Here is a 14,217-nt window from a genome sequence, read left to right as displayed (position 1 = left end):
CGCCCTCGCTTGCCATAGAGAGGAAGCGGGTCATGCGGTTGATGAACTCGGTCGGGGAGTCGAGCTGCCCCTGAAGCAGCAGGGCGCCTTCGTAGAGCTGCTCGGCAAAGAGCTTGACGCGCTCGGTTTCACCGGCTTCGGTGAGGGCGGCCATATTTTTGATGAGCTGATGGCTCGGGTTTATTTCAAACAGCCGTTTGGAAGCCGGCATCTCCTGATTCATCATCTTCATCATGAATTCCATCTGCGTATCCATGCCTTCCTTGCCTACGGTGAGGGTTGCGGCTGATTCCACAAGGCGTTTTGAGGCGACGACGTCTTCGACTTTTTCGCCGATGGCCTCGCGGATTACGCCGAGCAGCTTGTTTAGCGGCTCGCCGCTGAGGGCATCTTCGGCGGCTTCATCATCTTTGCCGAGGTCGATATCTGATTTCTCGATGCTGGCAAATTCCTTCTCCATGTAGGTCATGAGGCCGGGCACTACAAAGCTGTCGGCCGGATCGTGCAGCAGCAGCACTTCCACCTCTTTCTTCTTGAAGTACTCGAGGCGCGGATCGTTGCGCAGCTCTTTCAGGCTCTGACCGCTGAGGTAGTAAATCTGCTTCTGGAAATCGGGCATGCGCTCCACGTACTGCTTGAGCGATACGAGCTCTTCGTCGCCGGACTTGGTCGTCTGAAACCGCAGCAGGTTGATCAGGCGCTCGCGGTTGGCGAAGTCGCTGTTGATGCCGCTTTTGAACAGCGGACCAAATTCTTTGAGGAAAGTCCTGAATTTGTCGGTTTCGCTTTCGGCCCAGTATTCGATCATGCCGAGAATTTTTCCAACAAGTACGTCCTTGATTTTACTCATGATGGGCGAGTACTGTGTAACCTCGCGGCTCACGTTCAGCGGCAGGTCTTCGCTGTCCACCAGGCCCTCGGTAAAGCGGAGGTACTCGGGCAGCAGGGGCTCGCAGTCGTCCTGCACGAAAACGCGGTTAGAGTACAGCTGAATGGATTTGAGCTCTTCGTTTTGGAAGAAGTTCGGCTTGCGCTTTTTGGGTACAAAAAGCAGCGCCTTGAAGTTCATGCGGCCTTCCATTGCGAGGTGCAGGTGATCGAGCGGCTCATCAAAATCGTTGGAAACGAATTTGTAAAACTCTTTGAGCTCTTCGTCGGTGATGTCGTTTTTGCTCTTGTGCCAGAGTGCGCCTTTTTTGTTGACTTCTTCCTCATCTACCACAATCGGGTAGTCCACAAAGTTGGAGTATTTTTTGATGATGCTCTTTACCCGAAATTTTTCGGCAAATTCTTTGTGATCGTCCTTTAATTTGAAGGAGATTTTCGTGCCGCGTTCGGTGCGCTCGCTTTCTTCAATGGTGAAGGTGCCCTGCCCGTCAGATACCCATTTCATGGCTGGCTGAGCGGGGTCGGCATGGCGTGTTTCAACGGTGATTTCATCGGTTACCATGAAGGCCGAGTAGAAGCCGACGCCAAACTGACCGATCATGTTGCCGTCGAGCTTGCCCTTGTTTTCCTGCATCTGTTTGATGAATTCCAGGGTGCCGGAGCTTGCGATGGTTCCGAGGCGGTCCACAAGCTCCTGCTCGGTCATGCCTACGCCGGTGTCTTCGATCGAAAAGGTTTTTTCTTCTTCATTCAGCTCAATTTTGATCTGAAGCGGAAGCTCGGGGCTGTGCACTGTTTCGTTGGTGAGCTGCATGAAGCGCACTTTGTTGAGCGCATCGGAGGAGTTCGACACCAGCTCGCGCAGGAAAACTTCAGGATTGGTGTAGAGGGAGTTGATGATGAGATGGAGCAGCTGCTTCATCTCTGCCTTAAATTCAAACTGCTGACGTGTTTGTTCTGCCATAATGGTGAGTCAGTTTATCTTTGGTTAAAAGGGATTATAAAATTTTTGTATGCTCCCAATTAAGCAAAGTCAGTGCCAAACCCCTCAGATAAAACCTTTTTGCAGAACCTGATCCATTTTCGGCCCGGATTCGGAAAACCGGCCTGTTAACCCTCAATCTGAACCCGCCTTTGAAAAGCGCAAAAAAAAAGCCGGCCCACTCAAGGTGCCGGCTTTTTTGGACTGTAGAATAGGTGTATGTGCAGGTTTGCTTTAGCAGCACTTTCACATACACCCTTTAGAGTACTGAACTGAGGAAACCTTACAGGTAATTTTCATCTTTTTTTTGTTTCTTTCAGTTGATTATTTTCAATTACTTAAGAGCGTATTTCAATGACTATTCCATTTTATTTCGAAAAAAACAAATTGATTGAGCGCAAAAAGGGCGGCACGCTTGAACTCAGGGGTGATCATCTTGTTTTCAGAACCGATACAGCTGAAGAACCGCTGCATCTTCCGCTTACTCAGATCAAGTACATCAGCTTTGAAAAACAGCTACTTGGGGCGAAAATCACCATTCACACCCTGAAAAGAGAATTTGCCGCTGCTTTCACCGGCGAGGATGATGTCTCCTTCACCCTGAACATAAAAAAGGCGCAGGCCCCGGAAGCGGAATCTTTTGTCCGCTTCCTGAAGCTGCGCCTTGCAGAAACCATCGTAAGGGGACTTTCGGAAAACCCATACGAGCAATAAGGGAAATCAGCGAAGGAGATTTTCCAGCGTTGTGGCCGCGTCGGTTTTGTCGTCGCGGTATTTTATGATGATGGGGCACTGCACCGCGAGTCCGTTGGCAGCCGCCCACTCGTTACCGCTGATGGCGCGCGTGCCCGGAATAACGACCGCGTTTTCAGGAATTTCGAGGGTTTTGCCGGCTTCCGCCCGGATGATGCGCTGCTGTACAAGGTCGTAAACCGGGGTCGAGCGCGTGAGCACAACGCCGGCCCCGATCACGGCGCCCTTACGCACAATGGTGCCTTCATAAATGCCGGTATTGCCGCCTACCATGCAGTCGTCTTCCACGATAACCGGCACAGCGCCGATGGGTTCGAGCACGCCGCCGATTTGTGCGGCCGCACTCAGGTGCACCCGCTTGCCAATCTGCGCGCAGCTGCCCACAAGGGCATGGCTGTCTATCATGGTGCCTTCATCTACATACGCACCGCAGTTTACGTACATTGGCGGCATCATGGTCACTTTATTGCCGATAAATGAGCCCCGACGCACCGTTGAGCCGCCCGGCACAATCCGGATGGTACGGGCGGTGCCGTCCATGTACTGCGTGGGGTAGGTATCCTTATCGAAAAATTTGAAGCTTGAGTCGGTTCCCATCGGCACGACTTTGCCGTATTTGAAGCCGAGCAAAATGCCTTGCTTCACCCAGCCGTTCACGGCCCAGCTGCCGTCAGCCTGCGGACTCGCAGCGCGGATTGCCCCGCTTTCCAAAGCCTGCAAAAAGGTTTCGAATTTTTCAAAAAAGCCTTCCGGCGGGGTGGGGCTTGCTGCTTCAATTGTTTGCTTTACAAATACTTCCAGTTCGTTAACAGTCATTTTCTCTCTGTTTTTATTTTATTTAGGGTGATGTGTCCTTCAACCTGAACCCGCATCGCGTCAGTTCCGGGGCCGGATGATTTCTTTTGCGACCAGCAGTTCAGCGTTCAGTACTGCGCCCCCTGCTGCCCCGCGTATGGTGTTATGCCCCAGCGCGGTGTAGGCGAAATCGAAGAGTCCGGCTTTGCGGAGGCGGCCCATCGTTACCTGCATGCCGTTTTCGTTGGGGGCGTGCAGGCGCGGCTGCGGATAGCGGGGCTCGTCGTAGCGCAGAACCGGTTTCACGGGAGCCGAAGGCAGTTGCAGACCGGCCAGCGGACTCACCCAGCTGTCGTACACTTCGCGGGCCTGCGCTTCCGTAACATCGGCTTTGGCCAGTTTTACGAGCACAGAAAGCAGGTGCCCTTCGATAACGGGCACGCGATAGGCCGAGGCGTGTATGCCGATGCTGCTGTTACGCACGGTACCGTCGGCCTGCAAGTCGCCCAAAAGCTTGAGCGGCTCCCACATAATTTTTTCTTCCTCGCCGCCAATATACGGCACTACATTGCCCATAATGTCGAGACTTGGCACGCCGGGGTAGCCTGCACCTGATACGGCCTGCATGCTCGTAACCACGACTGAATCGATGCCGAAGGCATCAGCCAGCGGTTTGAGGCTGAGTACCAGCGGCACGCACACGCAGTTCGGGTTGGTAACGATAAATCCGCGCCCGTTCGGATCGAAAGTCTGATGCTGAATCTGCGCGATGTGATCGGGGTTCACTTCGGGCACGAGCAGGGGCACGTGTGCTTCGCGGCGGTAATTTCGGGCGTTGGTAACAACCGGAATGCCGGCCTCAGCGAACTTGCGCTCGATTTCGCCAGCTACGGCGGCGTCCATGCCGGAAAAAACGAAATCGACTTCAGGCAGCTCCGCGGGATCGCACTCACGAACGACCATGCCGGCGATCTGCGGGGGCACGGGGATGGGCTCAATCCAGTGGGCGGCTTCGTCGTAGCGTTTGCCCGCCGAGCGGGAGGAAGCCGCAACCGCCGTAATTTCGAACCAGGGGTGCTCCGCAAGCAGGCGGATGAATTTCTGACCTACGGCGCCTGTAGCTCCCAGCACGCCAACTTTGAATCTGTTCATAGCTTTGTTTTTGATAGGTTATAATAAACACGGACACGGCTCTGACTCTCCCTGCCCTGTTACTTAAGTTTAATTTTTTCTATAGGTTCTTTCTTGCACATCAGCTCTGCTTGGAAATCTTGCCCGAGCGCATCAGACCAGCTTTCTTGCCACATACATACCATAACTGTACCAGCTTTTGTATTGGTTGTAAAAACTGATTTCAGCCTGCACATTTCCGACAATGGCCTGCGCTGCCCCGCTGTTTCCGTTTCGGTTCAGGAACGCCTCAAACGCCTGTTGCAACGGATGGTGATAGTTATCGGTCCAGCAATGCTCAGGCAGCGGGAAATACCCAACGGGGCAGAATCCGTGCTTTTCAAGTACCCGCATTTTGGCGGAGGGAAGGCCGGCTTCCGGATAGGCTTCCTTCCAGAAAGCGGTAAGAGCAGCAGGCCGCTTTACGGAAAGCCAGGTGATATCCGACACCACGAGATAACCGCCAGGCCGGAGAAACGGTTTCCATGCGCCTATCCCTGCTTCAAAACCTATGGTAAACACGGAGTCCTCAGCCCAAATGAGGTCAAGGGAATTTTCCTCAAAAGGCAGCGCATCCAGCGGTGCCTGTACCGGCCTGATTTTATGTGCAAGACTTTTCGACTTTGCGTTGCGCATCAATTCATCCAAAAATTCCGAAAATGAATCAACCGCCGTTATTTCAGCATTGAGCGTTTCTGCGAGCAGGAGTGCCGTAGCTCCGGTACCGCAGCTCAGATCGGCAACATGCAGCCTGGCATCAGTGCCCAAGCTGCACATACCAAGCGCAATCCGGGTCTCTGCATCACCACCCGGGCCCTGTCGCGGGAGTTGCATAAAAAGGTCTTTCAGTAAGTGCAGCGCTGACATTTATCGGTTGTTGATTTCATTTAAGTACCTCCGGCCAGAGGTGAAAGAAGATACGGATTAACCCGTTAACTGCCTTCGGCATCAGCCTAAATGGTTAATCAGGGCACGGTGCCATCACCCGAAAAAAACGCCAACAAAAAAGGCCCCGAAGGGCCTGATTTAAAATGGGTGGCGGACGCAAACGCTTATGAGCTTGTATTTCGCTCTTCAAGCCGCTCTTCGATGTGGCGGAGCAGGCCTTCATAAAAACGAACATCGCGCATGCGGCGCTGCGTGTTGGCGGTATTGATGCTGCCGTACTGCGCCGGGGCGGGCGGGAAGACCTCAAACAGGTTGAGGCTCACACGGGTGCCGCCATCGAGGGTCGGGATGAGCGACAGCTCGGCACGCACATGGCGCGACAAGCTTGAACTGTATCCGAAAAAGCGTTCCTCACTACCGGTCGAACCGGGGTTGATGAAATCGGCTTCGATCATGCCATCTGATGAATTTGAGCGGCGCACTACAAAACCGTTTTGGTTTAGTGCACTCAGCGTTGCCTGAAAAACGTCGTAAGAATCGTTTTCAAAAGTGGCGTTGTTTACCTCGCTCACATCAACGCGTGCAGCGTTGGTTGCAGAGCAGGCTGCAAAAACAAAAGCTGTCAGAAGCAGCAAAAGCGAAGGGGTAATGTACTTGAGTGAAACAGATGACATACGGATAGATTTATGGATTTTTCTAAGGCGTGCTATTATAAGGAATAGCCGGGGTTTTTATTCAGGTGGTTTACAATTTGAAACCACGCCTAACAAGCTATATTGGCAGCATTAAAGCAAACCTGCGGGAAAAGGGGTTTCATTGAAAATTGAGGTCATCAGGAAGCTTTGCCTTACAAATTTACACAAAAGAGGTCTCTCAGCGGGTAATTAGGGGGAACAGCTTGCGGGCATTTTCGGTGGTGATGCGGTCAACTTCATCAACAGATAAACCGAGCAGCTCTGCGAGACGGGCCGCTACGAGTGCGGTGTAGGCCGGCTCGTTGCGTTTGCCCCGGTGCGGGGCGGGCGCGAGGTAGGGAGAATCCGTTTCCAGAATGAATCGTTCGGCAGGCAGTTGCGGCAGCACTTTGTCGAGTCCGCCGTTTTTGAAGGTGGCAACGCCGCCGATACCGAGGTACAACCCGAGCTCAACGGCACGCAGGCCCTCCTCAACGGTTCCGGTGAAGCAGTGCCAAACCCCGGTTAGGCGGCCGTCCTGCTGCTCTTCGACGATATCAAGCAGATCGGCCGTTGCCTCGCGGTTGTGCAGCGCGATCGGCTTTTGGAGGGTTTTGGCGACCTTGCAGTGCCGGCGCAGGCTTATTTTCTGCTCCTCCACAAATTCCGTGCTCCAGTAATAATCGAGCCCGGTTTCGCCCACCGCGACGATATCTTTCGCGGCACAGGCCGCGAGCAGCGAAGCTTCGAGGTTGCAGCGGCTGTTGTTGATTTCGCAGGGATGAACCCCCATCATTTTATGCAGACGAATCTGCCCCTGCGGCAGCCGGTCCATCTGCGGGAGGGAATCGAAATCGATGGCAGGCATGAGGATGTCGGTAAGTCCTGCCTCAGCGGCCCTGCCGAGCGCCTGCTGAATGTCGTCGCTGAACTGCTGCAGGTAAATGTGCGCGTGCGTGTCTATCAAAACGGAAATCTCAGGATGAATGATGCTCTGAATACTGCCTTTCAGGCAGATTCACAAAATACGCAGACCTTATGACTGATGCAGTGATGATTTCCGGCACCGGTTTTCAACGTTTGGAAGGCCGGATTCATCCTAAATAAAATTAAATCAGAGCCCCCGCAGCAGGCTTTGGGCGGTTTTGATTTCTTCTGCCTCCATTGGGTTGCGGGGCTCCGTTTCAAGTACTTCACTTAGGCATGCGCGTGCTTTTGGTTTATCGCCCATGCGGATGAAATGCTCGCAAAGGCCAAGGTGATACTGCACCTTGGCCGGATCGAGTTCCATGGCCCGGCCGATGTACGTCTCAGCGGTTTCGTTATCGGCCTGCGGCAGGCCTCGGGAAATAACGCGGGCCGCGAAGCGCTCTGCCCGGCTCACGTTCGAGACCTCAGAATGCCATACGCCCATCAGGAAAAAGGGGCCTGCGTTTTCCGGCAGTTTTTCCATGGCAAGGTAGCCGTGCTCTTTTATATCGTGTGCGGTTTCGATGCGGTTGCGGGAGCTCATCAGATCGGTGCTTCGGCCGAGAGCGACCGCGAAGGCGTAGTGGGCATGTCCGTCGCCGGGGCGCAGCGCCATAGCATTTGAGGCAAGTTCGAGTCCCTGCGCGTAAAGCCGCTCTTTTTCGGCACGTTCGCTTGCGCGGCGGCCTTCGCGCGCAGCAATGATGGAAGCGTTCCAGAGTGCCTCAAAATGATCAGGTTGTTCACTGATGAGTTCGAGGTAGATTTCAAGGGCGGCGGCTTCTTCCCCGCGGTCAAAAAGGGCGGCAGCTTCGGCTATTCTTGCATCAGACCCGGCGGATGCCCCCTGCGCCAGTACAGGCTGAGGGCACATCCATCCCCAAAGAAAAAAGGCGGCAAAAAGCACGATCAGTGACATGCGGAAAGGAAAAACGCTTTGATTTTGGATTTTCATAAGCAGCAATTTTGGGTGTTATTCAAAAGAAACTATACCGCAAGATAAACACCTTCCCGCATCATTTAAAGGACGCTTACGGAAGCGCTGAGGCGGCAGGGTTTTCAGGATGGTGAAAATTGAGCACCTCCGCTTTCATTTCTATGAGGGTTGAAGTGAAGAGATCCGGGCTCGCAAAAAAGGGCGTGTGTGCCTGCGGGAAGAGCACGAAGCGTTTCAGCGGGGCTTCGACCGATTCGTAGAACTCGCGGACCAGCTCGGCCGGGGTGTTGTAGTCGTTGCGCCCGTTGAGGAACCACACGGGCAACCTCAGCTCAGGTATGCTTTCGGCGAGGTTGTAGTCAGCAATGATGCCCTTGGCGTGCATTGGTTTACCACCACGATTCATACCTGCGAGCAGCTGCAGGTTGTCGCGCATGCCGTATTCCGGGGCACGCAGGGCAATGCGGGCAAGCCCGGTGATGCTGAGGTCGGTTCCGCCGCCTCGGTGCTCTACAATTTTTGCGAGCCGGCGGTAATCGTGGTGGCTCATGGCCGGGGGCTCGATTTCGCCGAGTATCCAGCGTTCTTCGAGGGTAGCGCGCCTAAGCAGCCATGCATATGCAATTTCAGTTGAGCGTGCATGATCAATTACCTGCGAAACACCGGCGTATGCGTAGAACAGCTCCGGATGCTGTGCAGCCAGCTCAATGCCGATGCGCGTGCCCCAGGAGTGACCCAGCAGGAAGATGCGCTCCTGCCCGAAGCGCTCCCGCAGCCAGTGCACGAGCTCGAGGGCGTCGGCAAGCTGCTGCTCAAGCGTGAGGGATGCTTCATCAAAATCGCCTGTGTTGGATTTCCCCGCCCCGCGCTGATCCCAGTGTACAACCACAAAGTGTTTTTCCAACTCGCGGTCGAAGGCGTGTGCGAACGGCATCTGCGCGGCACCGGGTCCGCCGTGAAGCCACAGCAAAACGGGGTTTTCGGTATCATGGCCGCGCATGAGCAGGTGCTGCTCCATGCCGCCGAGCACAACGCTCGTCATTTCCGCAACGGAGCGGCCCTCCGCCGATTCGATGGCTTCGGTGTATGGGAAGAAGCTCCCGCGGGTGAACAGCAGCAGAAACAGGGTTCCGCTGATAAGGATGATGGCGAATACGATTCCAAAAAACTTCAGCAGCCAGCGCATGGTAAAAATGGGGTTTAGGTTTGGGATAACATCACCCTGAAAATAACACCCTCAAAGCGGTTTAATTTGATTTTAGCGTGAAGATGCCGGGCTTAAAAGGCTTCCCCGATGGTGAGATAAAGTCCGTTGCCGTGCGCGCCGAAGCCGTAGTCGATGCGGATGTTCATGCTGTCGCGCGGGTTGAGGTTGAACCGCAGTCCGGCCCCGCCGGCATATTTGGGATTGCTCAGGGTGAAGTCTTCAAACCGGTTCCAGACCTCACCGGCGGAGGCAAAAGCCACAGCGCCGAAGCGCCACCACAAGTGCTGACGCAGCTCAAGCTGCAGCTGCGCCACATTCTGATCGTTGAAGCGGCCGAAGTAGTAGCCCCGGCCGATGTTATCGCCGCCGAGGCCGGGCATGGCCTGAAAGGGCACATCGCCGGTGGTGAAGAAGCCGCTGAAGTGCGCGGCCACGATGGTACCGGGCAGGGGTTCGGGCTGCCAGTAGCGGCGGGCATCGAGGTACATAGAGGAAAACCCTTTGGAGCCCGCAACTGACGGATTCACGACCGGCGTGATTTCGAAATAGCGGCCTTCGGTCGGTGTCATGATGCTGTTGCGGGTATCAAAACGGACCGAGAAGCCGAGCCCTGCGATGGTGTTGTTTTCGGGATTGCCCCTTGCCCAGGCGGCGGGAATGCTGCCGTCGTCGTTTTCGGGGATGACGACATCCCAAACGCGCCCAAAGTTGATGACCGGCCCGGCATACCAGTTGTTGCCACGGTTTTGGAGGAAATCGGCCTGCAGAAAAAGGCGGCGGTACTCGACGGTACGCTCGCTATCGTCAAGGCTGTCGAAGCCGGGCGCGTAGTACAGGGCCGGGAAATAATTGTAGCCTCCGTAGAGGTTATGAATCCAGGTTTCGCCGGGCCGGATGAGGGTGGTGCCGCCTTCGAGAATAATTTGGCTTTTGAGAGTATAAATGCCGGTGGCAAACAGCTGCGACGCCCGCGTTTCATCGCCTGCACCGGCGGGCTTGAACTGATAAAACACGACGGCGCCGAGCATCAGCCCGGTTTCGGGCGTATAGGCTACGGCCGGTACCGGCACTATGCTGTTGCGGTAGGCATCCGGTTCGGCCTCAGCCTGAAACAGCAGGCCGCTCATGCCGGGCGCGCGAAGGGTATCGGCGGGGGCCTGTCGGGCGTGAACTTCGGCACAGGATATAAAGGCTATAAACAGCAGCGAGAGCGTTCTTACAAATAGTTGATGCATAGAATAATTCAGATTTCAGATCAAAAAGCAGATCAGGTTGTTACGTGCAGGTACCATGTAAGATACTCTGTAATCGGCTTCGGATTCAGCGACACGCACTAAATAAAAAAGCCGGCCTCTTGTAAGAGACCGGCTTTTATGAAGTTATTGTAATTGTGATTTCTGTATAAAAATATTACACGTCGTCGCAGATATTATCCGGGATATCAAATATTTCTTCGACTACCGTTGTTTGGCCGGCTACGGCATTGTTGAGATCAATATCATACTGATAAAAACGGCCATCATAGTTGATGCCAATGGAATATAAATCGGGCTCGGGCAGGGTTACTTCAAGTACACCACTCAAAATGGTACCTGCCGGGCGCCATCTGTTACCAATACTTGATCGTATTTGTGCAGGTATGGTTGCATAAACAACTTCGTCCCGGTCGGCACAGCGGCCCTCTGCCCTAAATTCAAGATCAAATTCGGGGCTTGATATGGGCACCTGAAGCTCGGTTTGGGCACATAAATCAGCTATTTCAAACTCATCGATCTGTGTATAATTCATATTCTGAACAATCCCCCTAACAGGCACATTGCGAGGTACCTGCTGGAAACGCGTTTCGATTTCCCTCTCACCGTCAACAATGCGGGTTGAGGTGCGGTAGCTGGTAACGTAGCGCTGATTATCTGTTCTGAACAAATCGCCCTGCAACCTTAGCTTGGTGCCGGTAAACTTAACCGTTGCACCGGATAAGCAGGCCGGGATGCCGTTGCCGATCATGCTCATCAGGGGCATCGTGCCGAGGGTCATCACGGATTGGTTAAAACTCCGGCCAAAAGCATCTTCAAGCTCAGTGATGCTTACTGTTTGGCTGAAGGTCCAGCTGTCGGGGCGGGGCTGGTTGCCGGCCCAGCTTTCAAACTCTTCCGTATCGAAATTGCTGGCGGGGTAGGTCATAGTGAGCTCCAGCGGCGGATCAAAAAGAACGGCTTTGCGGCCATTTTCGTCCTCAATGGAAGCCTGCACAACGCCGCGATAGTCAAACAGGGTTTGGTCGAGGTTGCCGCCACGATTTGATTCTCCAAAGCGCGGAAAAACCCTGTTGTTCGGCCCGTAGTAGATAAAAGTAGCACGCAGACCGCCCTGAAGCGGGTTTTCGTTTTCATCCCTGATAACCGTTCCTTCCGGGATAAAAAAGCGCACACTCGGGGTGATGATGGAAATGGGCGGGTTTGGCGGCAGATTATCACTCAGTGTTCCGGCTCCGGCTTGCTGCCGGGCGGCATCCTCCTCATCGCTTGAACTGAACGTAATGGGCTCTAAGGTAATGCCTTCCGGGCTTGTTGCTCCGATCGGTACATTTTCCCGGATCACAACGTCTTCAGGCGGATCGGAAATACGGACCATGCTAATATCAATGCTGTTTTCGCCGTTTCCGTCGATAACAACAAGCTGTGATTCAGGCAGGTAGCCATCCGCCGTAACATTGAGGGTAAAGATGACGGGATTCTCCGGGCTTGGCTCAATTTCATCCCGTATTGCGAAATTAAAAAGCCCGTTTTCGAGATCTCTGAGCGCGGTTACCTCTTCGTTAATCATATTGATGATTACAAGGCCGTCGATACCTGAAAAGGTGGCATCGAGGGTGATGTCGTCGTTTTCGAAACCAATCACATCGCCGGTAGCGGCATCCTGCACTACTACCGAAACGGTTGTATTCCGCTCCTTCAGGTTAAGCATGAGCTTAATACCATCAATCGGGTTCGTTATATCGCAGGCAGAGAACATAAAAGCCGGAATCAAAACCAGCACCCCGACCAGCATTCTTCTAAATATTTTGATCAAATTCATGAGAAAATCTTGTTAAGAGTCAGTTAATGCGGTAATAAAGGGATATGGTCATAACCGGATAGGCCGTAAACCAGGACAGGTTGTTTTCAAGGGTCGGTGCCTGACTTGCTGAGGGCGCGAGCAGGCCGTCGGCCTTCATCGTTACGCTTGGCGAGCCCTGAAACATAGCGCCAAGCTCGAAATTCACGCCAAAAGAGCTTCCGCGTAAAGCATTCCCAAAACCGAGCCCGAGGTATGGCGTAATCGGGCTGAAGCTTATTTCAGCCTCAAGATTGCCGAGCTCATCGGGCGCATAAACATCACCGCCAATTTCATAAGACTGCTTGGGCTGCATTTCAGCGGTTACCGTATTGCCATTAAAAACGAGGCCGCCGGTAAGCCTGAAACGATTGCCAAACGGGTGCCAGTCAACCATAGCTGAATAATTGGACAGATTAAGACCTGCATCGAGGTCGTAATCATCGTCAGCATCCGTTTCATAGAAGTAGGAATAGGAAAAGAAATTAGCACCGGCGCGTACATTAATTTTTTCATGTACCGACATGCTGAGCTCCCCTCCTGCCCCGAGTGTACCGATATTGGCTTTAACTGCGAAGGACTGTGCCATCACTTTATCCCCGGCGGCAAAAATAAGCAGGGCTGCAAAAGTGAAGATGAGAAGTTTTGTTTTCATACTGTTCACCAGAAATTTAAAATAGAAGAATTTGGGCTTGGGTCCGGTCGTGCCCCTGCACGACACCGGAAGCAGAGCCTTTTATTTAACCAGAAGCATTTTCCGGGTAATGACCATGCCGGAAGTTTGCAGCCGGTACAGGTACACCCCGCTTGAGAGGTTTGCAGCATCAAAACTCACCGTATGCACCCCTGCTTCAACGGTACCGTTCACCAGGCTTGCGACGCGCTGCCCCAGTACGTTGTACACCTCAAGGCGCACATCGGCGGCTGAAGGCAGGCTGTACTGAATTTGCGTAATCGGGTTGAAGGGGTTGGGATAGTTTTGGCTGAGGCTCACGGCTTCAGGGAGCTGGGTTTCTTCTCCGGGGCCGGATTCGCTGCCGGGCCGCACAAGTAGCTGATAGCGGGCTGCCATTGGCGCGTCCCTTTCTGCTGGTGCACTCATCTGAGCGGTAAGCTCACCACGGGGGGCAGGCCGGCCCTGCTGAGGCACTGCCGTTTCGACTGTAACCGAAGAAGCCGTACGCAGGTCAGTAATTTCGCCGGTTTGGGTATCCAGCAGAGCCAGCCCCCAATCAGCCGGGAAGCGATCGGTTTCGGACCAGCTCAGTTCAGCTGTAGCGGCTGTTGCCTGCCAGCCTTCTCCATCCGCTTCATAGCGAATGATGCTCAGGGGGATGCGGATTTCTTCCTGTTGCCCTGCCGCCAGATCGAGAATATCATAGAGGCGGCCTTCCTTTTCAAGAGAAAGTTCAAGGTAAGAGCGAACATCCATCGGCTGCAGCTGCCGTGCATTGCGCGGCTGTGTGCTGCCACTGTAGCTCAGCCAGCTTGTTGCCGGGTGAAGGCCTTCGGTTTCGGCCAGCAGCCTGAGGGCGGGCGCGTCGGTTCCGGGCCGTTCTGCATCCGGGTTGGTTACCAGCGCAGCGGCAGGGACTCCAAGGGAAGCATCATCCTCCAAAGTCTCCACAAAGAAAGCTGTGAAAGGCTGAATGATGCCGTCTTCCAGCTCGCCGGCCAGGCCATTCCAGCTGCGGTAGCCGGGGATTGCGCTGTCGTACACATAAACGGCTTCGCTCAGGCCGGAGCGGTCGAGGGCATCGGTATCCATCGGCCACAGGTTGTTGTTGGCCATCAGGGTCCAGACACCACCGGAAGGCGCCCCTTCATCGGGCAATTGATTCACCGTGAAACCTTTCACCGG

The 14,217-nt window shown here is 54.1% G+C and carries 13 protein-coding genes; 1 reads left to right on the top strand and 12 read right to left on the bottom strand.

Translation table 11 applies throughout. The annotated features are described in order from the left end of the window. Window positions 1-1,852 (bottom strand): molecular chaperone HtpG (gene htpG / locus LAT75_RS12590; protein WP_291483026.1); only part of this gene is annotated, 1,852 nt, incomplete at its 3' end. Between the two features lie 372 nt (window positions 1,853-2,224). On the opposite strand from htpG, the gene LAT75_RS12585 reads away from it, so the two are divergent. After that, a complete protein-coding gene (locus LAT75_RS12585) occupies window positions 2,225-2,584 on the top strand; it encodes a hypothetical protein (RefSeq protein WP_291483025.1) in 360 nt (119 codons plus the stop codon). A 6-nt stretch (window positions 2,585-2,590) separates the two neighbouring features. Here LAT75_RS12585 and LAT75_RS12580 read toward each other — a convergent pair whose 3' ends face one another. The 11 genes from LAT75_RS12580 to LAT75_RS12530 form a co-directional block, all read right to left on the bottom strand. Beyond that, the gene (locus LAT75_RS12580) at window positions 2,591-3,439 is read right to left on the bottom strand and encodes a 2,3,4,5-tetrahydropyridine-2,6-dicarboxylate N-succinyltransferase (RefSeq protein ID WP_291483024.1); all 849 of its coding nucleotides are present in this window, start codon (window positions 3,437-3,439) and stop codon (window positions 2,591-2,593) included. Between the two features lie 60 nt (window positions 3,440-3,499). Further along, window positions 3,500-4,570, bottom strand: a complete 1,071-nt coding sequence (gene asd, locus LAT75_RS12575; RefSeq protein WP_291483023.1) for an aspartate-semialdehyde dehydrogenase — start codon at window positions 4,568-4,570, stop codon at window positions 3,500-3,502. A 132-nt stretch (window positions 4,571-4,702) separates the two neighbouring features. Beyond that, window positions 4,703-5,422: a class I SAM-dependent methyltransferase gene (locus tag LAT75_RS12570; RefSeq protein WP_291483022.1), complete on the bottom strand. Its 720-nt coding sequence runs from the start codon at window positions 5,420-5,422 to the stop codon at window positions 4,703-4,705. A 218-nt stretch (window positions 5,423-5,640) separates the two neighbouring features. Then, complete coding sequence (locus LAT75_RS12565; protein ID WP_291483021.1) at window positions 5,641-6,150, bottom strand: hypothetical protein; 510 nt, start codon at window positions 6,148-6,150, stop codon at window positions 5,641-5,643. A gap of 199 nt (window positions 6,151-6,349) precedes the next feature. Next, complete coding sequence (locus LAT75_RS12560) at window positions 6,350-7,117, bottom strand: TatD family hydrolase (RefSeq protein ID WP_291483020.1); 768 nt, start codon at window positions 7,115-7,117, stop codon at window positions 6,350-6,352. Window positions 7,118-7,264: 147 nt separating this feature from the next. Beyond that, window positions 7,265-8,074: a hypothetical protein gene (locus LAT75_RS12555; protein ID WP_291483019.1), complete on the bottom strand. Its 810-nt coding sequence runs from the start codon at window positions 8,072-8,074 to the stop codon at window positions 7,265-7,267. A gap of 76 nt (window positions 8,075-8,150) precedes the next feature. After that, window positions 8,151-9,242 (bottom strand): alpha/beta hydrolase, encoded by a 1,092-nt coding sequence (locus LAT75_RS12550; RefSeq protein WP_291483018.1) that lies wholly within the window; start codon window positions 9,240-9,242, stop codon window positions 8,151-8,153. Window positions 9,243-9,334: 92 nt separating this feature from the next. Further along, the gene (locus LAT75_RS12545) at window positions 9,335-10,498 is read right to left on the bottom strand and encodes a BamA/TamA family outer membrane protein (RefSeq protein ID WP_291483017.1); all 1,164 of its coding nucleotides are present in this window, start codon (window positions 10,496-10,498) and stop codon (window positions 9,335-9,337) included. Between the two features lie 175 nt (window positions 10,499-10,673). Beyond that, window positions 10,674-12,338, bottom strand: a complete 1,665-nt coding sequence (locus tag LAT75_RS12540) for a hypothetical protein (RefSeq protein WP_291483016.1) — start codon at window positions 12,336-12,338, stop codon at window positions 10,674-10,676. Between the two features lie 19 nt (window positions 12,339-12,357). Further along, window positions 12,358-13,011 (bottom strand): hypothetical protein, encoded by a 654-nt coding sequence (locus LAT75_RS12535; protein ID WP_291483015.1) that lies wholly within the window; start codon window positions 13,009-13,011, stop codon window positions 12,358-12,360. Between the two features lie 81 nt (window positions 13,012-13,092). Beyond that, window positions 13,093-14,217 (bottom strand): T9SS type A sorting domain-containing protein (locus LAT75_RS12530; protein ID WP_291483014.1); only part of this gene is annotated, 1,125 nt, incomplete at its 5' end.

It is taken from the genome of Cyclonatronum sp. (assembly GCF_022565315.1).
In the GTDB taxonomy this organism is placed as follows: domain Bacteria; phylum Bacteroidota; class Rhodothermia; order Balneolales; family Cyclonatronaceae; genus Cyclonatronum.
Note: the sequence above shows the minus strand (reverse complement) of the source record. Positions and strands in the feature narration are given on the sequence as shown.